17 protein-coding genes are annotated in these 24,669 nt (G+C 67.7%); 8 read left to right on the top strand and 9 right to left on the bottom strand.

The annotated features are described in order from the left end of the window. Positions 1–32 precede the first annotated feature (32 nt). Together D7X30_RS17050 and D7X30_RS17045 are read right to left on the bottom strand one after the other, a co-directional pair. Positions 33–380 carry a hypothetical protein gene (locus D7X30_RS17050; RefSeq protein WP_120563985.1) on the bottom strand — a complete coding sequence of 116 codons (348 nt, stop codon included), beginning with the start codon at positions 378–380 and terminating at the stop codon, positions 33–35. A gap of 247 nt (positions 381–627) precedes the next feature. Beyond that, a complete protein-coding gene (locus D7X30_RS17045; protein WP_120563984.1) occupies positions 628–1,017 on the bottom strand; it encodes a hypothetical protein in 390 nt (129 codons plus the stop codon). A gap of 86 nt (positions 1,018–1,103) precedes the next feature. Between D7X30_RS17045 and D7X30_RS17040 the strand changes: the two genes are divergently transcribed. Continuing rightward, the gene (locus D7X30_RS17040) at positions 1,104–2,309 is read left to right on the top strand and encodes a hypothetical protein (protein ID WP_120563983.1); all 1,206 of its coding nucleotides are present in this window, start codon (positions 1,104–1,106) and stop codon (positions 2,307–2,309) included. Positions 2,310–2,325: 16 nt separating this feature from the next. Continuing rightward, positions 2,326–3,834: a hypothetical protein gene (locus D7X30_RS17035; RefSeq protein WP_120563982.1), complete on the top strand. Its 1,509-nt coding sequence runs from the start codon at positions 2,326–2,328 to the stop codon at positions 3,832–3,834. Here the strand turns inward: D7X30_RS17035 and D7X30_RS17030 are convergent. The 3 genes from D7X30_RS17030 to D7X30_RS17020 form a co-directional block, all read right to left on the bottom strand. Next, positions 3,801–4,682, bottom strand: a complete 882-nt coding sequence (locus D7X30_RS17030) for a hypothetical protein (protein WP_233591632.1) — start codon at positions 4,680–4,682, stop codon at positions 3,801–3,803. The two genes, D7X30_RS17035 and D7X30_RS17030, sit on opposite strands and share 34 nt — an antisense overlap. A gap of 132 nt (positions 4,683–4,814) precedes the next feature. After that, positions 4,815–5,078: a hypothetical protein gene (locus tag D7X30_RS17025; RefSeq protein ID WP_120563981.1), complete on the bottom strand. Its 264-nt coding sequence runs from the start codon at positions 5,076–5,078 to the stop codon at positions 4,815–4,817. Positions 5,079–5,252: 174 nt separating this feature from the next. Further along, positions 5,253–8,102 carry a fused MFS/spermidine synthase gene (locus D7X30_RS17020; protein ID WP_233591616.1) on the bottom strand — a complete coding sequence of 950 codons (2,850 nt, stop codon included), beginning with the start codon at positions 8,100–8,102 and terminating at the stop codon, positions 5,253–5,255. Between the two features lie 76 nt (positions 8,103–8,178). Here D7X30_RS17020 and D7X30_RS17015 point away from each other — a divergent pair, with 76 nt between their 5' ends. The 3 genes from D7X30_RS17015 to mrpC all read left to right on the top strand — a co-directional run bounded on the left by D7X30_RS17015 (position 8,179) and on the right by mrpC (position 11,654). Further along, the gene (locus tag D7X30_RS17015) at positions 8,179–9,165 is read left to right on the top strand and encodes a sensor histidine kinase KdpD (RefSeq protein WP_120563979.1); all 987 of its coding nucleotides are present in this window, start codon (positions 8,179–8,181) and stop codon (positions 9,163–9,165) included. Between the two features lie 7 nt (positions 9,166–9,172). Next, the gene (locus D7X30_RS17010) at positions 9,173–10,642 is read left to right on the top strand and encodes a sigma-54 dependent transcriptional regulator (RefSeq protein WP_120563978.1); all 1,470 of its coding nucleotides are present in this window, start codon (positions 9,173–9,175) and stop codon (positions 10,640–10,642) included. Between the two features lie 265 nt (positions 10,643–10,907). Continuing rightward, a complete protein-coding gene (mrpC, locus tag D7X30_RS17005; protein ID WP_014395195.1) occupies positions 10,908–11,654 on the top strand; it encodes a Crp/Fnr family transcriptional regulator MrpC in 747 nt (248 codons plus the stop codon). Positions 11,655–11,751: 97 nt separating this feature from the next. Here mrpC and D7X30_RS17000 read toward each other — a convergent pair whose 3' ends face one another. Together D7X30_RS17000 and D7X30_RS16995 are read right to left on the bottom strand one after the other, a co-directional pair. Next, positions 11,752–12,669, bottom strand: a complete 918-nt coding sequence (locus D7X30_RS17000; RefSeq protein ID WP_120563977.1) for a hypothetical protein — start codon at positions 12,667–12,669, stop codon at positions 11,752–11,754. 103 nt (positions 12,670–12,772) lie between these two features. Beyond that, a complete protein-coding gene (locus D7X30_RS16995) occupies positions 12,773–14,332 on the bottom strand; it encodes a DUF4215 domain-containing protein (protein WP_233591631.1) in 1,560 nt (519 codons plus the stop codon). A 405-nt stretch (positions 14,333–14,737) separates the two neighbouring features. Here D7X30_RS16995 and D7X30_RS16990 point away from each other — a divergent pair, with 405 nt between their 5' ends. Both D7X30_RS16990 and D7X30_RS16985 read left to right on the top strand, forming a co-directional pair. Beyond that, entirely contained in the window at positions 14,738–16,576 is a 1,839-nt protein-coding gene (locus tag D7X30_RS16990; protein WP_120563976.1) for a DNA mismatch repair protein MutS, read from the top strand. Positions 16,577–16,617: 41 nt separating this feature from the next. Next, the gene (locus D7X30_RS16985; protein ID WP_120563975.1) at positions 16,618–19,083 is read left to right on the top strand and encodes an SIR2 family protein; all 2,466 of its coding nucleotides are present in this window, start codon (positions 16,618–16,620) and stop codon (positions 19,081–19,083) included. A 53-nt stretch (positions 19,084–19,136) separates the two neighbouring features. Here D7X30_RS16985 and D7X30_RS16980 read toward each other — a convergent pair whose 3' ends face one another. Both D7X30_RS16980 and D7X30_RS16975 read right to left on the bottom strand, forming a co-directional pair. Continuing rightward, positions 19,137–20,309, bottom strand: a complete 1,173-nt coding sequence (locus tag D7X30_RS16980) for a thiolase family protein (RefSeq protein ID WP_120563974.1) — start codon at positions 20,307–20,309, stop codon at positions 19,137–19,139. A gap of 81 nt (positions 20,310–20,390) precedes the next feature. Beyond that, on the bottom strand, positions 20,391–22,781 hold the full coding sequence (locus tag D7X30_RS16975; RefSeq protein WP_120563973.1) for a 3-hydroxyacyl-CoA dehydrogenase/enoyl-CoA hydratase family protein: 2,391 nt from the start codon (positions 22,779–22,781) through the stop codon (positions 20,391–20,393). A 128-nt stretch (positions 22,782–22,909) separates the two neighbouring features. Here D7X30_RS16975 and D7X30_RS16970 point away from each other — a divergent pair, with 128 nt between their 5' ends. Further along, a complete protein-coding gene (locus D7X30_RS16970; protein ID WP_120563972.1) occupies positions 22,910–24,664 on the top strand; it encodes a M1 family metallopeptidase in 1,755 nt (584 codons plus the stop codon). Positions 24,665–24,669: the final 5 nt, after the last annotated feature.

Here is a 24,669-nt window from a genome sequence, read left to right as displayed (position 1 = left end):
CCTTACAACTCCGGGATGCGCTGTAGCGGCACTCAGTCCCACTCCAGGCTGACTCCACCGTCCGCGTTCACGGTGGCGACTCCTCGCAATCCAAACAGCGGATTCACGAACGCACCGGTTCCCAACTGGACCTTGCTGCCATCCGTGAACTCAAGGTCAATGAACAGGTCCCCATCCCCGTTCGCGCGTCCCTGACAGACGACACGGCCATGAACCGGGACCTTCTCAAAAGCACATTGCTCGCCGGGAATCCGAGCCGTCAAGACACGCAGCTCCCTTCCGGTTTCATTCACGAGGACAATGCGCGTTCTTCCCATCAGATAGCTGGCAATCGCAATCATCGCCACGCCGATCAGCAAAATTGCCGCCAGAGTCCACACCCAGCTCCTGTTGATGGCCCACCTCCGTTACATCTCCGAAGCCCGGAGGCAATGTCCGGGAAGCCCAGCAGCGCGTCCATCGAAGGTCTTCACGCAGACCCACCCCTCGGGACACGATGGATCGCTCCTGGCATCACAAACAAGCTCACAGGCAAATCCCGCATCGACGTGAGCAAAGTTCGTGCGTTGGGCACACACCAGCCCCTGGCCGCAGCCCCCCTCTGGCAGACACTCCGAACCCATCCGCTCAAGAGTGCCCGCGGGGACCTCTCTGGCTCCCGGCCTCGACCGCGGAGACACGGCCCGCCTCGAAGGAGACGTAGACCTTCGGATACTGCCGGACCTTGGCAACCGGCTTCGCGTAGTCCCAACAGAGCCTCCCGGATGGACTCACCTCCCGCGACAGGGGCATGCCCAGGCGCTGAATCACCTCTGCTTCGGACATGCCCGGGGACACGGAGCGGACCTTCACCGCGCTGAGTCCTGGCGCCAGATGGCTTCCGGACCAGGGGACTCCGAAACCGGCGTAGAACAGCGCGGCGCCCGTCGACACCAGGCCCAGGAAGAGCCGGTCCCACCAGGCCTGGGGTCTTCCCTGCGACGCGCGAAACAGAACGGGTGCCTCTGGCGTGTCCATCGGGAGCCCCCCTCCTGCCCGGCAGGCAGGACAGCACGAGGGGCGCGGGTTCTGGCCCCTTGGAGACCCGGTATACTCCCAGTCCCATGACACCGCTGAGCCCCGGAGTCGCCACCGCCACGGAGCAGGACACGCCGGCCGCGCCCGGCTCCCTGCGCTTTCGCCGCCTGTGGCTGTTCTCCCCCCGGGCCGACCTCGCCATCCTGGGCATCCCCCTCGCCCTGACCCTCGTGGCCGCCGTCGCCAGCGCGTTCCTCGCCCCTGGCGCCGCGGACAACGCCCACCGGCTCCTGGGCTGGACCGCCCAGAACCTGCTGGGCAACGCCACGCACGTCATCCTCACGTTCCTGCTCTTCGGCGTGCACCGCGACGTGCTCACCGCCGCGCCCAACCAGCCGCGCACCATTTTCGCCGGCGCGCTGGGCATGCTCGCCGTGGGCGCGGCGCTGTTCTTCACCTTCTACGCCGACCGCTCCATCCACACCTTCGCAGTGGCCGTCATCTTCAACGTCTTCGGCATGCACCACACCCTGTCCCAGCACCGGGGCCTGTGGTCCCTGCACGGCCTGCGCGGCGGACAGGCGGGCCTTCCCGCGCCCTCCCCGCTCGAGCGCAAGCTCCAGCAGCTCTACGTCCCGCTGCTCCTCTCCATCCTCCTCGTCCGCATCTTCTTCGTCGCCGAGTCCGCCGCCCCGAACGCCCCCGCCTACCTCGACGTGGGCCAGGGCGTCGTCCTTCCGTGGCAGACGCTGCCCCTGCTCATCGCCGTCTGGCTGGGCTACTTCCTCCTGCTCTTCCGCAGCGTGCTCCGGTCCGGCACCGCCAGTGGCCCCAAGGTGCTGTACCTGCTGGGCATGGCGACCGCGACCGGCCTGGCGCTCGTGGCGCCGTCCTGGGGCTACGTGATGCTCCCGGGCATGCACGGCCTGGAGTACTACGTCCTCAGCGCCCGCATGCTGGAGCCTCGCGAGGGCGACTCTCCCCGCCTCAGCCAGAAGCTCATCTGGCCCGCCATGGTCGTGTCCATGCTCCCGCTGTTCGCGCTGGGCGTGGTGCATGGCTTCCTGCTGGATGGCCCCATGCGCGGCTCGCTGGGCATTGGCGGCGGCGCGCAGGCACATCCCCTGCTGCGCGCGCTGACCTCGCTGGGCTTCGCGTGCGTGCTCGCGCACTACTTCGCGGACGCCTTCATCTTCCGCTTCCGCATCCCCTCCATCCGGCAGGTGATGCTGCGCCGCCTGGGCTTCTCCGCCAGCCCCCGGCCGCCCCTGCCCGCTCCCAGCGCTCAGTAGGCCCCACCTGAACACCATGCGGCTCCGCGCCCTCCTGCCCGCTCCCGTAGCCCTGTTCACGCTGGGGCTCATCCTCTGGCTGGGGTTTCTTCCCCTTCGCAACTACGACCTGTTCTTCCACCTGGCGGGCGGCCGCTATGTGCTGGAGCACGGCTTCAACCGCGTGGACCCCTTCAGCGTCACGGGCACCGCGGGCTGGGTCCCCCACGAGTGGGGCTTCGGCGTGCTCTGCGTCCTGCTCATCAAGGCCCTGGGCGCCGCCGGTCCCGCGCTCCTCGTCGCCACGCTCGTGGCGGCCAACGTGCTCCTGCTCTGGGTCGCCCTGCGACGCGCGGCCGCCCAACCCTCCCATCTCCTCGTCCTCGCCTGTCTGGGATTGCTCTCAGGCGTCCATGCTGCCACCTGGGTCCAGGAGCGGCCCTTCCACCTGGGACATCTGCTGTTCGTCATCGCCGCCCTGGGCGTCCAGGCATGGCGCCAGGGCAATACGCGCGTGCTCTGGGCCTTCCCGCTCCTGGGACTTGCCTGGGCCAATCTGCACGGCAGCTGGCTTCTGGGCCCGGCGCTGCTCGGGTCCACGGCGATGGGCACGGCCCTGGACGACCGCACGCCCGCGTCGCTCCGGCGCTGTGGGGCGGCGCTCGCGGCGGCGCTCGCGATGTTCCTCGTCGCGGGCCTGTCACCGGACGGCCCCCGCATCTACCTGTATCCGCTCCAGCACTCGCTGCTCGCCTCCACCCAGAGCATCTACGAGTGGCGCCCGCTGGACCTGGAGATGGGCTGGAGCTGGTTCTACCTCCTGCTCTTCGGTGCATTCCTCTTCGTCATCGGCCGGGCCCGCGTGCGGCGCGCCGCGGCCCTGCTGCCCACGCTCGTGCTGGGCATCGCCGCGCTGAAGGTCCAGCGCCACGCACCTTTCGCGTCCGTGCTCCTCGCCCTCACCCTGGTGGAGCACGCGAGAACAAGCGACGCGCCTGCCCTCCCTCGCGTCCTGTCCTGGCTGGAGCGCCCCCTGGCCTCCTGGAGCACCGGCACGTCCCTGGCGATGTGGCCCACCATCCTGCTGGCCGGCCTGTTCGCGATGAACGCGACCTCGCCCCGCCCCGTGGAGAAGAGCACGCACCCCGGAATCCCCCTGCCCGTGCTCCAGACGCTGAAGCAACAGCCCCCGGGCCGCGTGCTCAACCGCTTCATCATGGGCGGCCCCATCTCCTACTTCGCGGGCGCCCCGTACAAGGTCTACATCGACAGCCGGAATGATCCGTTCCCCGCAGCCATCCACCAGGACTACGAGCGGCTCGTGTGGTCCGAGCCTGGCTGGGAGCAGGCGCTGGAGGCCTACGACCCCGACTACGTCGTCTGGGACACGAAGAGCCCGGGCAACATCCTGCTGGATCACCTCCGGGCGCGGGGCGGCTGGCGCGAGCTGACGAAGGCGAACGGCTGGGTCCTCTGGGCCCGGGAGCGCACGCCCACAGTTCCCGGAACGCCTCAGCGCCCCGCGACCGCTTCCGGTGGCGGGTGAAACACATACAGCGCCACGGGTGAGCCCTCCTCCGAGCGCACCCGAGCATCCCGGCGCAGCACCCAGAGCTGGCCCTCGTGCAGGGGGCGGGCCTCCGCGACCTCCGCGATGCCCCGTCCCGCCGCCACGTAGGCCACCACCGGCGAGCCGGGCGTCGCCTTCACCGACCACTCCCCACCCTCCAGCAGCACGCGCGACATGCGCCCCTGGAGCACTGGCAGCGGCGTCTCCTCCAGCTTCACGCCTCGATTCCGCAGCCCGGCGAGTGCCTCGCGAGGCTCCTGGGCGAAGGGTGCCGTGCCGCGCAACAGCCGCGCGTCCTCCGCCGAGACGTAGAGGTTCCCGTCGAAGCCCGGCACGGTGAACACCAGGTTGCCCAGCACCCGGTCCTCATCGGGGTTGCGCCACTCGTGCCCCGTGAAGGGTGCCGAGGCCACGAGCCAGCCCGGCCCGTGCACTCCGCGCCGCTCCATCCGGCGCCCCTCCTCACCCCAGACCTGCCACACGTGCGCCTCGCCCGCGACGATGATGGTGGCCTCGAAGGGCGCGCGGTGGATGTGCAGGGGGCACGTCTGGCCCCGTCCCATCAGGTGCTGGTGCACGCTGGAGGTGTCCGACGCGAAGTACGTCTCCGAGACATCCGAGGCGCCCGGCCGCGCCTTCTCCAGTGCCGCCATCCGCTCGCGCACGTCGATGACCTCCACGTCGGGCGGCGGCAGCGGGGTCAGCGCACGCCGGAGCCCCAGCAGGAGCCCGAACAACGCGACACACAGCCCCACCACCAGCATCCGGTAGACCCAGAGCCGGCGGCGCAGCCCGGCGACAACCTCCGGTGACGACACGGTCATGGCGCGCACGATGACAGCTTCAGCCCCCTGAAACACGAATGGCAGGCCCTTCCAGTTGGAGGGACCTGCCATTCACCGGGCCGCCGACACCTCGCGGCGTCAGCTCCTCCCGGACGAAGCCCGGAAGGCGGATCAGTAGGTGTTGTTCTGACCGAAGGACTTCATGGTCTTCTTGTTCAGCTGGTCGTTGGACAGCTGGCCGTCGTTGGCCACGTTGTCCTCACCGGCCAGCGCGGCGGCCGAGGCGCCGAACAGCCGGCGGATGTTGTCACCGAACAGGGTGATCACGCCGATGGCGGCGATCGCGATGAGGGCAACGATGATGATGTACTCGGTCATGCCCTGACCACGGTTCTTGCGGAACTGCTTCTTCGGGGCCTTCGCGATCGCGTTCATGGGAAACTCCGGGGGTCGTTGCAGCGGTGGAGAGACACACCCTGCGGGAAGTCAGGGTCGATACAGACAGTACAACGGGCGGGCAAGCGCCTCCATCCGTCATCGGGAGGATGGGGGGGCCGGATCAAGGAATATCGCGGGTCTGGCCCCTCTCAAGGTTTCATCCCCCCTGTTTCAGGGCGCTCCGGGCGCCGCCGTGGGCATCAGGGCGGTCCTCCCGCAGGCGTCCGGTGGCAGGGCCTCGCAGTATGCCTTGAACGCCCTCTGCAGCTTCGCCTCCTGGGGGTGGCGCGCCGCCACCTCCAGGCCCACCGCCAGCGCCCCGTCCGCGTTCATCGGCGTCCACACCGTGCGCGAGGCCCAGGCCCGGGCCGTCACCAGTTTCAGGTACTCCGTCACCAGCTCCGGGGAACGGCCGCCCCGCGCAATCTCCGGCTCCAAGAGGGACGCCGCCAGGGTCAGGTCCCCCTGCGCCAGCACCGCCCGGCCCAGCGCGAGCGCCGACGCGGGATCCTCCGGCGCCAGCGAACGCCACAGCGCCGCCACGCCCCGGACCGTCGGATCCTTGTCCGAGTGGGAGCGCTGCACGTTGCGGTACAGCCCCGCGGCCTGCCCGGCGGTGGGCGGATGCTCGCGCAGGTACTGGTGCAACAACAGCCCGGGCCCTGTCTCCGGCGACCGGCGCTCGTCATTCACGCGCACGTCCAGGTCCGCCAGGAAGAACGCCACCGGCGACGCATACTCCAGCAGGTTGTGGTCGTCCGTGTTGATGGGCCCCTCGCCCGCGAAGTCCTTCTGTCCGGCTTCGGAGTGCACCTGCTTGGACAACAGACCGAACAGGTCGTGGATCTCCACCCGCTCCAGGTCCGCCTTCACCTCCGGCCGGGCCATGCGCGCGGCCACCGTCGCCGCGTCGAACGACAGCGCCTTGCGGCTGGCCACCAGCACCAGGTCATCCGGGCCCAGCCACGTCGTGGCGTGCGGGAAGGTGTCCTGCAGCGTGCGGATCACCAGCCGCACCAGCTCGCGGTTGCTCTCGTAGGTGTGGATCCACTGCACCATCACGCCGTCGTCCGTCAGGTGCTTGTCCACCAGTTGGAAGAAGTCGCGCGTGAAGAGGCCGGACACGCCCGACACCCAGGGGTTGGAGGGCTCGCTGACGATGAGGTCGTACTGGAGGGGCGCCAGCGCCATGAACGTCTTCGCGTCGTCGATGTACACGTGCGTGCGCGGATCATCCACCGCGTTGCGGTTGTCCGCCTTGAACAGGCGCGCCGCCTCGATGACCGCCGGAGAGATCTCCACCATGTCCAGGCGCTCCACCGGGTGCGCCAGCACGCTGCCCGCGGTGATGGCCGAGCCCGCACCGATGACCAGCACGTTCTTCGGGTCGCGCGGGTGGAGCAGCACGCCCAGGTGGCCCGCCATCACCTGCGTCTCGATGTCGCCCCCGTTCGACGCGTCCGTCTTCCCGTTGATCTTCATGAAGCGCAGGTTGTCGCTCGGCAGGTCTCCCACCATCACCGTGGCGAAGGTGTCGTCCGCGTAGAAGCGCGGGATGATGGTCTGCTCCGTGGCCGCCACCAGCTGCGCGTAGCTGTCCGGCGGCTTCTGGTGCGCGCGGATCGCCGCGATGTTGGACAGCCGCTGCGGCCAGCCGTGCATGCCGCCCAGCACCACCGCCGCCAGCACCGCCGCCGCGCCCACTGGCGCCAGCGTCCGCCACGCGGGCACCGCGTTCGCGCCCTCCCCTTCCTTCGGCGCGGACAGCGCGCGGAACGCCAGCCCCGCGGCCACCAGGTTCGCCACCGCCCCGGCGATGAAGTTGCCCTGCATGCCCCAGAAGGGCAGCAGCACCAGCCCGCCCAGCACGGAGCCGGAGAGCGTGCCCGCCGTGTTCCACAGGTACACGCCGCCCAGCTGGCGCCCCACCTCGGACACCTTCGCCGTGGCCACGCGCGCCGCCGCAGGGAACGCCACGCCCATGATGAACGTGGGCACCAGCAGCACCGCGCAGCAGAACGCGAAGGTGATGCCCTGGAAGACGGGCCACGTCTCCACCGCGCGCGTGAGCATCCACTCCGACCACCGGAACAGGTGCGGCAGCCGCACGTACAGGGGCAGCGCCACGCAGAGGCTCAACACCAGCCCCACCTGCGTCCAGCCATACAGCTTCAGCGAGTCCCCGCCCTCCTTGCGCGTCATCAGCCAGAAGCTGCCCAGGCCGATGCCCAGGATGAACGCCGTCAGGATGAGCGTGAAGGCATACGTGGACGCCCCCAGCACGATGGACAGCAGGCGGATCCACGTCACCTGGTACAGCATCGACGTGAAGCCCGACAGCATCACGCCCACGAGCGCGGTCCTCACCGCCCGCCGGGGATAGGCCACGTCCTCCGCGGCCGCCGCCGCCCCCACCGTCACCGCCGGTGGATGCCGGCGGGCCAGCGCCAACGCCGCCAGTGCGAGCAGCACGTTGATGGCCGCGGCGAGCTTCGCGGACGCGGACAGGCCCATCAGCGGCACCAGCCGCGTGCCCGCCACGTAGACGCCCACCGCCGCGCCCAGGCTGTTGATGGCATACAGCCGCGCCAGCTCCTTGCGCACCCCCGCGAGGCTCGCCGCGAAGTGGCGCACCAGCGCCGGCAGCGTGCCGCCCATCAGCAGCGTGGGCACCACCAGGGACAGCGAGGACACGAGCAGGCGCGGCGCCACCCGCAGGCCCTCCGGCACGTGGGGCGCCAAGGCCAGCCACAGGTGCTCCAGCGCCCCCAGGACGTACGGGAACGCCAGCGCGTACAGGCCCACGCCCAGCTCCAGCACGCCGTAGAGGGCCAGGGGGTTCTTCACCCGGTCCGCTGTCCGCCCGAAGACAAACGCCCCCAGCGCCAGGCCCCCCATGAACGTGGCCAGCACGACGGCGTGCGCCTGGCCGCTGTTGCCCAGCACGTTCCCCAGGTATTTGGACCAGACCAGCTCGTAGACGAGCGCCGTGGCCCCGGACAGGAACAGAAGGGCGGCCACAAGGTTCTTCGGAGGACGTGCGGTGCTGGTCATAAGGACAGCGCTCGACGTTAACCGGTATGTTTCAGGTCCACCAATGAACGCCCATCTCCTGCAAGCCGCGCAGCTCGCCTGGTCTCACCACCTCCGGGTGACACGCGCCGATGGTGACTGCGCCCAGGTGCTGCGCCGCGACGCCAAGGTGCTCGTGGGCATGCCCCTGCACACCGCGCTCGGGGTTCCACAAGAGCGCGCCCGCGAACTGGATGCGCGAGCGCGCGAGGACCGCCGCGCGGTGGAGTTCGTCACCGTCTCCGCGGGAGGCCCCGCCGGCAACCCGCCCCCCATCCACCTGCGGCTCGTGCTGGGCATGGACGGCGAGGAGGCCGCCGCGGGCGTGCTCGACCTGGGCTCCGTGCTGGAGGGCGCCCCGCCGGTGCAGATCTCCAAGCTGTCCTCGTCGCTCAGCCATGAGATCCGCAACCCGCTCTCCTCCGTGAAGATGGCGGTGCAGACGCTGGCCCGGAACACCGGCCTGTCGGACCGGGACAAGCGGCGGCTCACCATCGCCAACCGTGAGATCCGGACCATGGAGCGCATGCTCTGGCTGCTCTCCGAGTACGGCCGCGAGAGCGTCGCGAACCTGGACGCCCACGCCCTGCGCTCGGTCGTCCAGGAAGCGACCGCCATGGTGGCCCCGGAGCTGGCCGAGCGCCGCATCGAGGTGGATGTGAAGGAAGAGGCGGACCTGCCCCGCGTGAGGGTGGATCCCAACCGGTTGAGGCCCGTGCTCGCTCAAGTCCTGCTCAACGTGGCCATGGGCCTGCCAGAAGAAGGCCGCGTCCAGGTGACGCTGCGCCAGGACGACCCCGGCCACGTCAGCCTCATCCTGGATGATCCGGCCGCGGCCCTGCCTCCGGAGGACCGGGGCACGCTGTTCGACCCCTTCGGCTCGCGGCTGGCGCGGGGCGCGGGGCTGTCCCTGGCCGCCCTGCGGCGGGTGATGACGGGTGTGGGGGGCGACGTGGCGGCCCAGGGGAGCGCGGAACCGGGGATGGTGTTCACGCTGACGTTCGCCGCCTGAGGACCCCATGGAGACCCTCCTCATCGTCGACGATGACGTGTCGCTGCTCGAAACCCTCACGATGCACTTCGAGGAGATCGAGCAGGACGACGGGCAGCCGCGCTACCAGGTGGTGACGGCCACCAGCGCCGCCGCGGGCCTCAAGGCCGCCCAGGAGAACATGCCCAGCGTGGTCATCCTGGACATGATGCTCCCGGACCGCACGGGCCTGGAGATCATCGAGGAGATGAAGACCCTGTGCGGCGACGCGCGCATCATCCTCGTCACCGCCTACCACGACATGGAGACGACCATCCGGGCCATGAAGGCCGGTGCGTTCGACTACATCCACAAGCCCTTCCCGGACCCGGCCGCCCTGGACCTCGTCGTGGAGCGCGCGCTGGAGTACCGCCAGCTGTCGCGCCGCGCGGATGAGGTCCACCGCGAGAACGCCGTCGTCCGCCTGGGCGACATCGTGGGCACCAGCCCGTCCATGCAGCAGTTGGTGAAGGAGATTGGCAAGGTGACGGGCAGCACCGCGACGGTGCTGATCAACGGCGAGAGCGGCACCGGCAAGGAGCTCATCGCCCGCGTCATCCACAACTACTCCTACGACGAGCCCCGCCCCTTCATCGGCATCAACTGCTCCGCCATCGTGGACACGCTCCTGGAGAGCGAGCTGTTCGGCCACGAGAAGGGCGCCTTCACCGGCGCGGTGTCCGGCAAGCCCGGCAAGTTCGAGCTGGCCGAGGACGGCACCGTGTTCCTGGATGAGATTGGCGACATGTCGCTGATGCTCCAGGCGAAGCTGTTGCGCGTGCTCCAGGAGCGCGAGTTCGAGCGCGTGGGTGGCGTCAAGCGCGTGAAGCTGCGCGCCCGCGTCATCGCCGCCACGCACCGACACCTCGCGGACGAGGTGTCCCAGGGGCGCTTCCGCGAGGACCTCTACCAGCGCCTCAAGGTCATCACCCTCGTCATTCCGCCGCTGCGCGAGCGCCGCGAGGACATCTCCCTGCTGGTGAAGCACCTGCTGGAGCGCATCAACGAGAAGGTGCACAAGCGCGTCACCCGCGTGCCCCACGAGGTGATGGAGCGCCTCACCCTGCTGCCCTGGCGCGGCAACGTGCGCGAGCTGGAGAACGTCCTCACCCGCGCCGTGGTGCTGGCACCCGGTGACGTGCTCCGGGGTGACGACCTGCCCGCCCTGGAGGCGAACCCCTCAGGCCCCCTGGACGCCCAGCGCGGGGGAGGACCGGGCGCCGCCAGCGGCATGTTCGCCGCCCCCGCCGTGGACGACGTGAGCCTCATCCCCACGCTGGAAGAGGCCGAACGGCAGCTCATTGCCCGGGCAATGGCCGTCACCAAGGGACACAAGGGACGCACGTGTCAGATCCTGGGCATCAGCCGTCCCACGCTTGAACGAAAGCTTCAAAAGTTCGGTCTCGCACAGGGGCAGGGTCCACAGGTGCACCCTTATCCGGTGAAGGATGCTTCCTGACACTGTCCCAGCCCGGACAAACCGGTGTCCCTATTGAACGTTTCGTTCAAAGTGATCAGACTGTTTGAACGTTCTGTTTCAGGTTTTGGACACAGTTGGGGGGGGCAAACCGGGGTGTAGCGCTAAGTACCCGGCATTCCTCGAACTGTTCCCCTGGGAATAGTTCGAGTGCTCATGGCACGCCTCTTGGAAAGGGCAAGGTCCGTCCGCAGCAGCAGCAGCGACCAACCTTCCCCATCCCTTTCCGTCTTCCCAGGAGACTCCCATGCACGGCTTCAACCGCCCCCTCGGCCCCATCGGTTCCAACGTCGTGGCGCCGCTGCAGGCGACGTCGTCCGGCATGATGGTGACCGCGAACAAGCTGGTCCCTGGCCAGGAAGCCATCGACTTCAAGGGCTACTTCAAGGTCGAGTCCTTCCCGCACAACTCGACCATCTACCGCCCCGGCGACACGTCGGACCGCGTGTACCTGCTGAAGTCCGGCCGCGTGCGCCTGATGCGCATTGGCAAGAACAGCACCCGCTCGGTGGTGTCCATCCTGCGCCCGGGCGACCTGTTCGGCGAGCTGTTCCGCCCGGAAGGCACGCCCATCGAGGAGATGGCCGTGGCGGCGGGCGAGGCCGAGGTGTGGAGCATCGAGGGCCGTGACTTCCGCGCCCAGCTGGAGGCCCGCCCGGCCCTGGCGGTGGACGTGGTGCGCGCCTACGCGGACCGCGTGCGCTCGCTGCGCAAGCGCGTCCTGGGCCTGACTTTCAAGGAGGTGCCGGCCCGGCTGGCGGACACCCTGCTCACGCTGGTGGAGGCGCACGGCGAGCGCTGCCCGCACGGCGGTGAGACGGACCTGCGCGGGATTACGCAGCAGGACCTGGCGGACCTGGTGGGCGCCTCGCGCTCCTTCGTGTCCACGCTCATCAACGAGATGAAGCGCGAGGGCGTGCTCGGCAACGTCGGCCGCATCCTCTGCGTGCGCGACCAGAAGGCCCTGCGCAAGCTGGCGTCCAAGGAGAAGTAGACCCCACGTCCCTTCAAGGGGAACGTGACGTCCAACGGGCCTGACCGCGAGAGCATCCGCGGCCGGGCCCGTGGTGTTTTGAAGCGCACTGCGCTGTTCAGAACGTGAAGCCCAGGCCGAACTCGGGGGTGAAGCCGAGGGGCATCCCCAGCGGGGCGACCTCGGAGTCCAGGTTGAGGTAGCGCACCCCGCCGCGCAGCATGAGGCCGCCCAGGTGCAGCGCGAGCCCTCCGCGCGCGTCCAGTTGCTGGTAGGGCCCGGGCGTCATCTGCAGGCGCCCCTCCACATCCAGGGGGCCCAGGAGGCACGCCTCCACGGACATGCCCAGGCTGGGGGCCACGTAGACGCGCCCGGGCGCGTCCAGGGTGGAGACGCCGGCTTCCACGCGCAGGCGCAGGTCCTCCCGGACGAGGGGGGAGTACGTCACGTGCATCTCCCCCAGGGTGCGCGTGTCGCGGTATGCCGAGGTGTCCCACGTCCCCGACAGCCGCGACAGCCGCAGGTCCATGCCGAAGCGCTGGGCATCCCAGCCGAGGTCGAAGTCCACGCCCGTGCCGCCCCTGAGGGGTGACACCAGCACGCCCATGCGCAAGGAGAACGGCACGGCGTGCCGCAGCGAATTGCGCTGGGGCGGTGCGTCCGGAGCCACCATGTCGTGGCCGTGGTGGGTGCCCGTGTTGGCGATGGCCTCCCCCATGCCCCGGAACAGCAGCTCGAAGACGGCGCCCAGGACGACGGCGACGGCATCGTCGGATGCGCTCGAGCTGGACTCGTACTCGTAGCTGTCATCCGTGGAGGCCACCGTCGTCCGCTTGCTCTTGGACGAGCGGTTCTTGTTCTCGTCGTCGTCCTTCTTCGAATCGTCGTCCCTGCCCGAACCGATGGCGGTCGCCTCGTGGACGGGCTTCGACGATTCGTGGGAGTCCGAGCGCTTGCCGAAGCGGGCCTCGGCGGGCGGCGCGGCGAGCAGGCCCGCGAGGAGCCCTCCGCCCAGCACGACCTTGGGTAACGACATGGGGTGAGCCCCCTCGGGGAGACACGGCCGGCCCGACCGTCCCTCACGTGCCGCATTCAAATCCCGGGGGCCCACTGGGAGTCAACTCCGCAAGCCCCCGGACTCAGTCCAGCTCAAGCGTACAGGTGGCGCTGCACCCGTCATTCCCCTGGGTGTTGCCGTCGTCGCACTCCTCGCCCACGTCCACGACGTGATTGCCGCAGAGGCGTGCGCATTCGGTGTGACGCAAGGGATACGAGAAACCGTCGAGCGTGAGTTGGTAGGAGGAAGCGATGGTGTGGCGCTCGGCCTGGAACACCACGAGTTCGTAGATGCCACCCATCGTGAGGCCGAGCGCGCTGGCCCGGGCCGACAGATTGACGCTGCCAGTGGTAGAGCCATGGACCCCGCCCAGATCGATCGCGAGGCGGCGGTTGATGAACACCCAGACATCGTCATCTCCGCTGAAGGTGAGCACCTCGTTGCCTTTGTATTCGAACCAGTAGCGCGTCTCGCTGGTGAAGCTGAAGTTGCGAAGCACGCTGGGGCTGCTGCCATCCGCACGGAGGGGTTCCTCACCCAAGGCCACCCAGCCCGCGTCATCCAGTGGGAAGAAGGCCGGGGCGTCGAACTGGTACGAGGCGCCCGACCCACGTGGGAGGTTCAGGCTCTTGACGAGGGTCTGGTTCACACCCGGCACGTCCCGGAACCACTGATCAAAGGCCGCACGGCCATGGGTGGTGAGGGAGCTCACGCCTTCCTTCGCATAGACAGGCTTGCCCTGGGCATCCAGCGTGGCGGCCACGATGCCCATCTCCGAGCCATTCCCGTTCTCGAAGTCGATGTGCCCCCGCGGCAGTCCCCTGGAGGCCGGCACGTCGTACCCACGGAAGTCGCGGTAGACGATGGGCAGGGTCAGCAGGTCCGGACGGGGCGAAACGACCACGGCGCAGGCGAAGCCCGGCTCGAACTGGCATGTCGGAGAGCAGCCGTCGTCCGCTCGCGTGTTGCCGTCGTCGCACTGCTCGGTCGTGCTGTTGGGGAGCAGCTGGCCGTCGCCGCAGACGCTCTCACAGACTCCGTTGGAGCAGCGAGGCTCGCGCATGCACTGCGGCGTGCAGCCATCGCCGAGGTCGTTGTTTCTGTCGTCGCATTGCTCGGTGCCCTCGGCCACACCGTCGCCACAGGTGGTCTTGGAACAGGGCTGGCCAGCGACGGGGCACTTGTAGCCCGGCTCCAGGTGGCACGAGGTATCGCAGCCATCCTTGCTGTCGCTGTTGCCGTCGTCGCACTGCTCCTCGCCGGCGAGGATGGCGTCACCGCACAGCGCGGCGCAAGCGCCACCGGACGCCGGGCACTGCCACCCGGGCTCCACGGCGCAACTGGCGGAGCACCCATCGCCGCTCGCCGTGTTGCTGTCATCGCAGGACTCGGTGCCATCCACCCTGCCATCGCCACAACGTCCAGTCCCCGCATCGGCCTCCGTCCCCGCATCCGTCCCCGCGTCGGCCTCCGTCCCAGCGTCGGCCTCCGTCCCAGCGTCGGCCTCCGTCCCAGCGTCAGCCTCCGTCCCAGCGTCAGCCTCCGTCCCAGCGTCGGCGCCTGCATCCGTCCCGGAGTCAGCGACAGGGTCGGTCCCCGAATCCGTGCCGCTGTCCGCGGTGGAGCCATCCTGCTGGCCCATCGACGGTCCACCGTCCGGGCCGGACGGGTCATCCTTGCCGCAGGCAGACAACAAGAGAGACACAGACATGAGCAAAACGCTCATGAGCCGGAGGGGCGCGCCATGGGTAGACAGAGACATAGGCCGCGCGTTTTGACCCAGCCACCCAAGCGAGTCAATTGCCACGGACGTGAGCCATTGTGACGCCCTGAGGCTCACCGCCAAATCCATATCATCTGGGATGCGACGCGTGATGCTCCCGCCATCACCGGGCCAGGACGGCGCTCCCCCGAGAGCCCTGTCCGTCCCCGTTCGCCTCCACTCGATTCCAACGGGAAGAAATGTTGTCGGTCCGCACCGGAAGCGTGACGGAGCGCGTTGCGTGCTTGCCCTCGGACGGGGGGCCGCACAGCATGCGCGACCATCGTGCCCGTCCCCACCGAGTCCCAGAGCCCGCATCGCACGTACACCGACCGCCGCGCCGCCGCCCAGGCGGACCTGACGGAGCTGGACCGCATCAGCGCCAGGTACGCCAACCTGCGCACCGTAGCCTTCGTGGCCGCGCTGGTCGTGGCCGCGCTGACGCTGATGGGCCGGCTGCCCAAGCCCTGGTGGTGGGCGGCGGCCGGGGCGCTCGTCGTCTATGGCGTGCTGGCGGTGCTGCACCACCAGGTGTTCCTCAAGGAGCAGCACGCGCGCCTCTTCGTCCTGCTCAACGAGCGCGGCCTGGCGCGGCTGGAGGGCGGCTGGCATTCGTTCACTGACACGGGGGAGCGGTTCCTCTCCCCCAACCACCTCTACGCCACGGACCTGGATGTCTTTGGCCAGGGCAGCCTCTTCCAGCTGATCAATGAGACTGCGACCCGCGCGGGCGAGGAGCGGCTGGCGGCGTGGCTGTCCGCGCCCGCCACCGCGGAGACAGTGGTGACCCGGCAGGGCGCCGCGCGTGAGCTCTCTCCACGCGTGGACTTCCGCCAGGACCTCTGCGTGGACGCGCGCGTGGTGGCGAAGGACAAGGCGGACCCGGCCCTCTTCATCCAATGGGCGGAGGCGGGCCCGTCGCTGGACGCCATCCGCTGGTCGCGGCCCCTGGCCATCCTGCTGCCCCTGGTGACGCTCACCCTCTTCATCCTGGGCACGGTCGGCGTGATTCCGGACAGCATCGTCTGGGTGGGGCTGCTCGCGCAGTTGGGCATCGCCGTGGCCACGCGCCGCACGCTGCGGCAGATGGACGAAGCCGTGGAGCGCGGCGAGCGCGGCTTCGTGCGCTACGCGTCCCTCTTCGAGCGCGTGGAGAAGCAGACCTTCGAGCACCCGCGCCTGAAGCAGCTCCAGTCCGGCCTGACGGCGCAGGGTGGGCCTCCGGTGTCCGCGCTGTTCCAGCGCTTCAGCCGGCTGTACTCACTCATCGAGTTCAAGCGGCACCAGTTCCACCCCCTGGTCCACTGGCTCACGCTCTGGGACATCCACGCCCTCTTCGCGCTGGAGAACTGGCGCGCCGCCCACGGCCGCGACGTGCGCCAGTGGTTCGAGGGGCTCGCGGAGTTGGAGGCCCTCTGCTGCCTGGGCGGACTCGCCCATGACCGCCCTGCGTTCACCTGGCCCCAGATGCAGGCCGAGGGCCCGAGCGTGGAGGCCACCGCGCTGGGACACCCGCTGCTGGACGCGCCCGTGCCCAACGACGTGTCCCTGCCCGGCCCGCGCCACGCGCTGCTGATTACCGGCTCCAACATGAGCGGCAAGACGACGCTGATGCGTGCGCTGGGCGCGAACGTGGTGCTGGCGCTGGCGGGTGCGCCCGTGGCCGCGGCGTCGTTCCGGCTGTCCCCGGTGCAGGTGCTCACCAGCATGCGCGTGAAAGACTCGCTGGAGCGCGGCGTGTCGTACTTCCACGCGGAGGTGCTGCGGCTGAAGATGGTGCTGGACGCGGCGGCGGCCGCGAAGGGCCAGGCGCTCTTCCTGCTCGACGAAATCCTGCTGGGCACCAACACCCGCGAGCGCCAGATTGCCTCACGTGAAGTGCTGCGGCTCCTGCTCGCCTCCGGCGCGTGTGGCGCGGTGACGACGCACGATTTGTCGCTGGCGGTGCTCGCGGACGAGCCGGGCTCGCACGTGGTGAACGTCCACTTCCGCGACCACCTGGAGGAAGGGAAGATGGTGTTCGACTACCGGCTCCGGCAGGGGGTGGTGGACACCACCAACGCGCTGCGGGTGCTGCGCCTGGCGGGCGTCCCGGTGAACGACCCGGACGCCCCGGCCTCCTGACAGTCCACCGTTGAGTTTTCAACACTCCTCGCCCAACGACCATGACTGAGCCCCAAATCCTGTCTCTCGATGAGGCCGCGTTCGAAATTCATCAGGCCTGTCTGGCATCCATAGAGAATGGAGAGTCGCCGCCCTTCTTCTTCATTACGGGCGCAGGCATTTCGCACCCACCCATTCCTCTTGCCCGTCAGATCATCGAGCACTGCAAGGATAAGGCGAAGGGGCACCCGGCCCTTGCCAGCCCACAGAGCCAATCTCCTCTCAACGAGTACTCCTACTGGTTTTCGCTGGCCTATCCCCACCCGCAACAGCGAACACAGTACTTCGAGAAGCTCATCTCCAACGAGTACATCTCGGCAGCCAATCTTCGATTGGCCCACCTCCTGCTCAATGAAGACCCAGCCAAGCGGCTCACGAATCTGGTCTTCACCCTCAACTTCGATAATTTCCTCAGCCGCGCACTGACGACTTTCGGAAAGCATCACGTTGTTTGTGACCACCCGCAAACCACGGCGCGAATCAACTTGAACGACTGGAGGACTACACAGGTCGTCCATGTTCACGGTTCCTACAACTTCTACGATTGTCGGAACCTCGCGAGCGAGATCGCGAACGCCGCCGTTCTTTCCCCGACATCACAGAGCATGCCGTCCCTGCTGGACGCCGCGCTCAGGAACAGGGCTCCGCTCGTTGTTGGCTACTCCGGTTGGGAAGGGGATATCGTCATGTCGGCGCTGAAGCGGCGCCTGGATGGCCAGACGTTACCCTTCAACCTCTACTGGTTCTGCTTCTCTCCCAGCAATATCGACACTCTCCCCGCCTGGCTCAAGCATCACGAAAACATCCGATTCGTCATCAACAAGAATTCACAAGCGACCCCAAGCGCTCAGCCCCTGTCAGAGGGAGTTGCCGGAACCATTACCCCTGTCAGCACTACGCTCGCGCCGGGCGCCGCCCCCAAGAACCAACTTCCTGCTCACATGGTATTTGAACGCCTGAGCCAGGCTTTCTCGTTCCCGGCTCCGGGCATCTCCCTGGATCCTTTAGAGTTCATTGCCAGGCAGATGGAAAAGAACCTACCCAAGGAAACGAACCTGCCCGACGGCGAAGACCTCTACCAGTTCAGAGCTGTCGTCAGCGAGATTCGCGCGGCCCGCGCCGTACTTCTTGAGCGCCCCAAGGGGCAAGCCGCCCAGTTGCTCGAAGAAATGCGCGAGGCCATTCGAACGTCTCAATTCGAAGCCATAGCGCTACTCGCAGAGAAGGCGCCAGCCGAGATGTCTACCCAACAGCGCTTGGAAGCCCTTTCGCTACTCTGCGCTGCAGTTGAGGGCCTGGAAGACAACCCATCCGCGCAGCTATCCATCTGTAACGCCATCCTCAAAATCAACGCCCCATCGGACACCCCACTTGATGATGGAGTGTCGATTGCGCACTCCTTCGCACTTGCAAGCAAGGCCCAACTCCATCACGGGCGGGCGGAGTTCAAGGAGGCACTCGCAGCGGAGGACGACTGCATCTCACAGTTTGGGGCCAGTGCAGTCCCCAAAGTCAAGAAACACGTTGCGCAGGCAATAATACTTCGGGGTTTTACACTTCAAGGCGTCGACAGAGCAGAAGACTCTCTTCAGGCCTTCGAAACGGTTCTATCGACCGAATTCGAAATAGAGTCGGAAATCTGGCCGGAGTTCACTCTTTACATTGCCATTGGCTATGCAGAGACATCGGCTCAACTCCAAAGACCCGACAAGGCCATCCAACTATTGAATGCCGCGCTTAGTCATCCGCTAGATTTAGTCTCCGCCGAGTTCGTCATCCAAGCATTGAATGCAAAGGCGGTACTCCTCAGGATGATGGGCAGACATCAAGAAGCCGAGAAAATCATCATCCAACTCCTCAAGGAAACAGCTGACACGTCGAAGTCGGAATTAGCCTTCTGGCACACCATCACCAGATACAGCCGTGCGACGCATCTCCGAGAAACCGGCAGTCTGGACGCGGCCCTTCCCATGCTTCAGGACTTGCGGCTAGAGCTACAAGGGAGTGAGATTTTCAACCTCAGAGTGGTCTACTTCCAGACCCTGATTAGTCTGTGCCTGATCTATGCCCAGACCAACCAGCATGAGCTCGCCATCGCCACCAGCGACACGATTCTGCTCCAGATTCCTGCCGACCAAGCCCACCGATATCGGAGCTTTCAGGCTACGGCCATGTTCCTGCGTGGAGTAAGCCTTCAATTACTTGGGAGGAACGAGGAGGCCGTCACCTCGTTGGAGGCCATGTTCACCCATCACGGTACGGCCCGCGACAGTCGAGACTGGGATCGCATCGCACGCGCCTACTTCTGCCTCGGAGACTGTCAGATGAGGCTCCAGAACGGGGACGCTGCACGGGAGGCTTACCAAGCCGGGGTTTCATACATCGAGACCCATTTCCCTGAAGCTCCCCCCGACCTCGCGGCGATTCGGGATAAGGCACGCAGCCTGCTCAACCTCATCAGCCGCTGACAGTCCCCTCCGCGCCCCCTTGAAGCCACCAGGGGGCGCGAAGCGGAAGCGGATTACTTCGCCAGCTCCACCAGCGCCGCGGCACCCATGCCGCCGCCGATGCACATGCTCACCACGCCGTAGCGGCCGTCCCGGCGCTTCAGCTCGCGCAGGATGGTGGCCACCATGCGCGCACCGGACACACCCAGCGGGTGGCCCAGGGCGATGGCGCCGCCGTTCGGGTTCACCTTGTCCTGGGGGATGCCCAGCTCACGGATGCAGTGCAGCGCCTGCGCCGCGAAGGCCTCGTTGAGCTCGAACACGCTGATGTCTTCCACCTTCAGCTTGTTGCGCTCCAGCAGCTTGCGGATGGCGGGCACCGGGCCCACGCCCATGATTTCGGGCGGCACGCCGGCGACCACGTAGTCCACGAAGTAGCCCAGCGGCTTGATGTTGAGCTCCTTCGCCTTCTCCTCGCTCATCACCACCGCGGCCGCCGCGCCGTCCGTCAGCGGCGACGCGTTGCCCGCCGTCACCACGCCCTTGGCGTTGAAGGCCGGGCGCAGCTTGGCCAGGCCCTCCACCGTCGTCTCCGGGCGCAGGATGGTGTCCACCGTGACGGTCACCTGCTTCTGGGTGCCGTCCTCGTCAAACATCGTGGTGGTGACGGGGAAGATCTCCTCCTTGAACTTCCCCTGCTCGCGGGCCGTGGCCGCGCGGCGCTGGGACTCGGCGGCGAACTTGTCCGCGTCCTCACGGGTGACGTTGTAGCGGGAGGCGATGTTCTCCGCCGTCGCGCCCATGGAGGTGTAGACCTCCGGCAGCTTCTGCATGATCTCCGGGTTGGCGGAGACCTTGTTGCCGCCCATGGGCACCATGGTCATGGACTCGGTGCCACCGGCCACGGCCACCTGGAGCATGCCGGACTTGATGCCCTGCGCCGCCTGCGCCACGGACTGCACGCCGGAGGAACAGAAGCGGTTGATGGTCAGACCCGGAACGGTGTCCGGCAGGCCGGCGAGCAGGCTCGCGTTGCGGGCCACGTTCATGCCCTGCTCCGCCTCCGGCATGGCACAGCCCATGATGACGTCCTCCACGTCCGCCGGCTTCAAGCCAGGGACCTGGGCGACGGCCTCCTTGATGGCAAGGGCCGCGAGCGTATCCGGCCGCGTGTCCTTGAACTCTCCCTTGTGGGCGCGGGTGAAGGGGGTGCGCACCGCGCTGGCAATCACGACTCGACCGGACATTTTAGATGTCTCCCTGCCCGGACAGCGTCCGGGCGTGCTTCGGAATTCGCGTCTGGAAAACCATTGGGTAAACGCCTCGCGCTAGTTGCGCAGCGGCTTGCCCTTCTCGAGCATGAACATCATGCGGTCCTGGGTCTTCTCCTCGCCGATGAGGCTCAGGAACGCCTCCATCTCCAGCTCCAGCAGCTTCTCCTCGGTCACCAGCACGGAGGGGCTCGTGTCACCACCGGACAGCACGCGCGCCAGCTTCTGGGCGATCTTCCGGTCGTGGGCGCTGATCTGATTATTGAGCTGCATGTCGTACAGCATCATGTCGATGGTGGCCGCGCCGTTGGGGCCCGGCAGCCGGAAGCGCGTGGGACGCGGCGGGCGGAAGCCGCCGTTCGCGAGGCCCAGCACGCGCGACTTCGCGTCTGACAGCAGGAAGTCGCGGTTGCCCGTGATGCCGTCCTGCTGAGACAGGAAGCCCATCTCGCGAGCCTCTTCCGCGCTCGTGGCCACCTTCGCCATGCCGATGGCGAGGAACACCTTCTTGAGGAAGGGCAGCGAGTCGAAGTCCTTGTCCGCCGCGTAGCCGCCGAACACGTTGCGCAGCAGCATCATGGTGCCGCCGCCGCCCGGGATGAGGCCCACGCCCACTTCCACGAGGCCCATGTACAGCTCCGCGCTGGCCTGCACCGCGTTGCCACCCATGGTGACCTCCGCGCCGCCGCCCAGCGTGAGGTTGAAGGGCGCCGTCACGACGGGCACGGGGCTGTAGCGCATGCGCTGGTTGGCCGCCTGGAACGCGGACGCCATCTTGCGGATGGAGTCGAAGTCCTCGCTCTTGGCCGCCATCAGCATGGCCATGATGTTCGCGCCGGCGGAGAAGTTGGAGCCGTCATTGCCAATCACGAGGCCCTTGAAGTTCTTCTCCGTCTCATCCAGCGCGGTGTTCATCATCGCGATGATGTCATCGTCGATGGAGTTCATCTTGGAGTGGAACTCCAAGAGCGTGACGCCGTCGCCCATGTCCCACAGCGACGCGCTGTCGTTGCCGGTGATCTTCTTGTTGCCGCGCTTGAGGTACTCCACGCGGGACGTGCGCGCGTTCTCCACCACCGGCTTCACGGACTTGGACGGGATGTCCCAGTAGGTGTCGCGGCCGTCCTGCACGCCGTAGAAGGACGTGCGGCCCTTGGCCAGCATCTCCTCCACCCAGGCGGCGGGCTTGAGGCCCAGCGCCTTCATGCGCTCCACGCCCTTCTGGACCCCGTAGGCGTCCCAGACCTCGAAGGGCCCCAGGTCCCAGCCGAAGCCCCAGCGCACGCCGCGGTCCACGTTGACCAGGTCGTCGGCGATCTCAGGGATGCGGCGGCTGGAGTACGCCAGCACGTCCAGGGTGACGCGCTCGGCGAACTTGCCGGCCTTGTCGTCCGCGTTCATCACGGACGCCACGCGCTCCTTGACGTTCTCGATGTCCTTCGCGGCGCCCAGCGAGTCGAAGCGCACCTTGGCCTGCGGCCGGTACTCCAGCGTCTTCAGGTCCAGCGCGAGGATGTCCTTGCCACCGGAGGAGCGGTCCTTCTTGTAGAAGCCGCCGCCGCTCTTGTCGCCCAGCATCTTCTTCTCCACCATCTTCTGGAGGAAGTCCGGGGCGGCGAAGACGTTGCGCTCTTCGTCGTGCGTCAGCGTGTCGTAACAGTTCTTCGCCACGTGGGTGAACGTGTCCAGGCCCACGATGTCCGCGGTGCGGAACACGGCGGACTTGGGACGGCCCATGGCCGGGCCAAAGATCTTGTCCACCTCTTCGATGGTCATCTCCGTCTTCTGCATCTCGGAGATGGTCCGCATCATCCCGTACACGCCAATGCGGTTCGCGATGAAGTTGGTGGTGTCCTTGCCGTAGACGATGCCCTTGCCCAGGACCTCTTCACCGAACTTGTGGATGGTCTTCACGACCTCCGCGCTCGTCTCCTGGCCCGCCACGAGCTCCAGGAGCTTCATGTAGCGCACGGGGTTGAAGAAGTGCGTGACGAGGAAGTTCTTCTTGAACTCCGCGCCGCGGCCTTCGGTCATGCCCACGATGGAGAGGCCGGAGGTGTTGGAGGAGATGATGGCGTCCTTGCGGGCGTGCTTCTCCACCTTGGCGAACAGGGCCTGCTTGACGGACAGGTCCTCCTTCACCACCTCGATGATCCAATCGCACTCGCCCAGGCGCGCGAGGTCGTCTTCCAGGTTGCCCACTTCAATGGCCGCGAGCACCTGCTCGGACACGATGGGGCTGGGCTTCGCCTTGCGCAGGTTCGCGATGGCGCCCTGTGCGAACTTGTTGCGGAACGCCTTGGAAGCGGTGTCCTCGCCCGGAGCAGCCTGGGGCGGAACGATGTCCAGCAACAGGGCGCGCACGCCGGAGTTGGCCAGATGCGCGGCGATGCCGCTGCCCATCACGCCAGCGCCAAGCACCGCCACTTTTCGGATCCGGGTCGTCATCGGAAATCGGCTCCCATGAAAGGAAGTAGGGGACTGCACAAATGTAGGCGATTGACCCGGAAGTCAACCGGCATTGCCGTCGGGTGTGCTCGCCAGGAGGTCGGCTCCCCGACTACAAGTCGGGCCCCATGGCTCGCCTCGACCCGCACTCGTACAACGACAGCACGCAGCCTGAGACCGAAACGCTGGACTGGAAGGCCCGCGTCGATTTCCGGACGCGCCGCCTGCACGCGGAGGCCACGCTGACGCTCAAGGAGGCGTCAGCAGGTCCCCTCGACCTGGACACCCGCGACCTGGACATCCGCGGCGTGGTGGATGCCCAGGGTCGCCCCTTGCCCTACATCCTCTCCCCTCCTGAACCCATCCTCGGCAGCCGGCTTCGCATCGAGCTGCCCGCGGGGGTGAAGCAGCTGACGGTGCGCTACCGGACGTCACCGGAGGCGAGCGCGCTGCAGTGGCTGACGCCGTCGCAGACAGCGGGCGGGCAGCAGCCGTTCCTGTTCAGCCAGTGCCAGGCCATCCACGCGCGCAGCGTGGTGCCGCTGCAGGACACGCCGCGCATCCGCATCCGCTACCGCGCGTCCCTGCGGGTGCCCAAGCAGCTCAAGTCCGTGATGGCGGCGTCGTTCGTGGCGCGCGAGGAGCACGGCGTGGAGGCGGAGGAGCACTACGAGATGCCGCAGCCGGTGCCTCCGTACCTGCTGGCGTTCGCGGTGGGCAGCCTCACGTCCAAGGAGCTGGGGCCGCGCTCGCGCGTGTGGGCGGAGCCGGAGGCGCTGGAGGACGCGGCGGACGAGTTCGCGGGCGTGGACGACATGCTCAAGGCCGCGGAGTCGCTCTTCGGGCCCTACGACTGGGAGCGCTTCGACCTGCTCCTGATGCCGCCGTCGTTCCCCTACGGCGGCATGGAGAACCCGCGCCTGACGTTCCTCACGCCCACGCTCATCGCGGGGGACAAGAGCCTGGTGAACGTGGTGGCGCACGAGCTGGCGCACTCGTGGACGGGCAACCTGGTGACGAACGCGTCCGCGGAGCACTTCTGGCTGAACGAAGGCTTCACCGTCTTCGCGGAGCGCCGCATCCTGGAGGCGCTGGCGGGGCCGGAGGTCGCGGCACTGCACGCGGCCCTGGGGCGCCGTTCGCTGGATGAAGCGCTGCACCACTTCCGCGCGCACCCGCAGCTCACCGCGCTGCGCACGCACCTGTCCGGCGTGGATCCGGACGAGGCCTTCTCCCAGATTCCCTACGAGAAGGGCTACCTGCTGCTGCGCGCGATGGAGGACGCGGTGGGCCGTCCCATGTTCGACGGCTTCCTGCGCCGCTACCTGGCGAAGTACCGCTTCCAGGCGCTCACCACGGAGGAGTTCGTCCGCTTCACGGAAGCCGAGCTGCCGGGTGCCCTGGCGAAGGTGGACGCGGACGCGTACCTGAACCGGCCCGGCGTGCCGCCAGGCGCGCCCCGGCCCACCTCCGCGCGGCTGGAGGCGCTGGAGAAGCTGCGCGGGACGGTGCCTTCGCGGCAGGACACGAAGGACTGGACGCCCACCGAGTGGCAGCTCTTCCTGGAGTCCATGCCGGCGGACACGTCCCAGGACGTCTTCCGCGAGCTGGACGCGAGGTACTCGCTCACGGGCAGCCGCAATTCGGAGGTGCTGGTGGCGTGGCTGGTGGCGGCGCTGCGCGCGGGCTTCGATGCTCCGCTCGGCCGGGCCGAGGAGTTCCTCGGCGAGGTGGGCCGGATGAAGTACCTGAAGCCGCTCTACAGCGTGCTCGCCTCGTCGCGCGACCACCACAAGGTGGCGCGCGCGGCGTTCGAGAAGAACGGGGCGAGGTATCACCCCATCGCGCGGCAGGGAGTCGAGCTCATCCTCACCCGCGCGTGAGAGGC

Source organism: Corallococcus sp. AB011P (assembly GCF_003611605.1).
In the GTDB taxonomy this organism is placed as follows: domain Bacteria; phylum Myxococcota; class Myxococcia; order Myxococcales; family Myxococcaceae; genus Corallococcus; species Corallococcus coralloides.
The sequence above is the reverse complement of the archived record's forward strand: the minus strand, read 5'-3'. Positions and strand labels throughout refer to the sequence as shown.

Excerpts from the sequence above, each read along its gene's own strand:
- D7X30_RS17045 (WP_120563984.1), bottom strand. The coding sequence starts at position 1,017 with ATGGACACGCCAGAGGCACCCGTTCTGTTTCGCGCGTCGCAGGGAAGA.
- D7X30_RS17040 (WP_120563983.1), top strand. The coding sequence starts at position 1,104 with ATGACACCGCTGAGCCCCGGAGTCGCCACCGCCACGGAGCAGGACACG.
- D7X30_RS17035 (WP_120563982.1), top strand. The coding sequence starts at position 2,326 with ATGCGGCTCCGCGCCCTCCTGCCCGCTCCCGTAGCCCTGTTCACGCTG.
- D7X30_RS17030 (WP_233591632.1), bottom strand. The coding sequence starts at position 4,682 with ATGACCGTGTCGTCACCGGAGGTTGTCGCCGGGCTGCGCCGCCGGCTC.
- D7X30_RS17025 (WP_120563981.1), bottom strand. The coding sequence starts at position 5,078 with ATGAACGCGATCGCGAAGGCCCCGAAGAAGCAGTTCCGCAAGAACCGT.
- D7X30_RS17015 (WP_120563979.1), top strand. The coding sequence starts at position 8,179 with ATGAACGCCCATCTCCTGCAAGCCGCGCAGCTCGCCTGGTCTCACCAC.
- D7X30_RS17010 (WP_120563978.1), top strand. The coding sequence starts at position 9,173 with ATGGAGACCCTCCTCATCGTCGACGATGACGTGTCGCTGCTCGAAACC.
- mrpC (WP_014395195.1), top strand. The coding sequence starts at position 10,908 with ATGCACGGCTTCAACCGCCCCCTCGGCCCCATCGGTTCCAACGTCGTG.
- D7X30_RS17000 (WP_120563977.1), bottom strand. The coding sequence starts at position 12,669 with ATGTCGTTACCCAAGGTCGTGCTGGGCGGAGGGCTCCTCGCGGGCCTG.
- D7X30_RS16995 (WP_233591631.1), bottom strand. The coding sequence starts at position 14,332 with ATGGGCCAGCAGGATGGCTCCACCGCGGACAGCGGCACGGATTCGGGG.
- D7X30_RS16985 (WP_120563975.1), top strand. The coding sequence starts at position 16,618 with ATGACTGAGCCCCAAATCCTGTCTCTCGATGAGGCCGCGTTCGAAATT.
- D7X30_RS16980 (WP_120563974.1), bottom strand. The coding sequence starts at position 20,309 with ATGTCCGGTCGAGTCGTGATTGCCAGCGCGGTGCGCACCCCCTTCACC.
- D7X30_RS16975 (WP_120563973.1), bottom strand. The coding sequence starts at position 22,781 with ATGACGACCCGGATCCGAAAAGTGGCGGTGCTTGGCGCTGGCGTGATG.
- D7X30_RS16970 (WP_120563972.1), top strand. The coding sequence starts at position 22,910 with ATGGCTCGCCTCGACCCGCACTCGTACAACGACAGCACGCAGCCTGAG.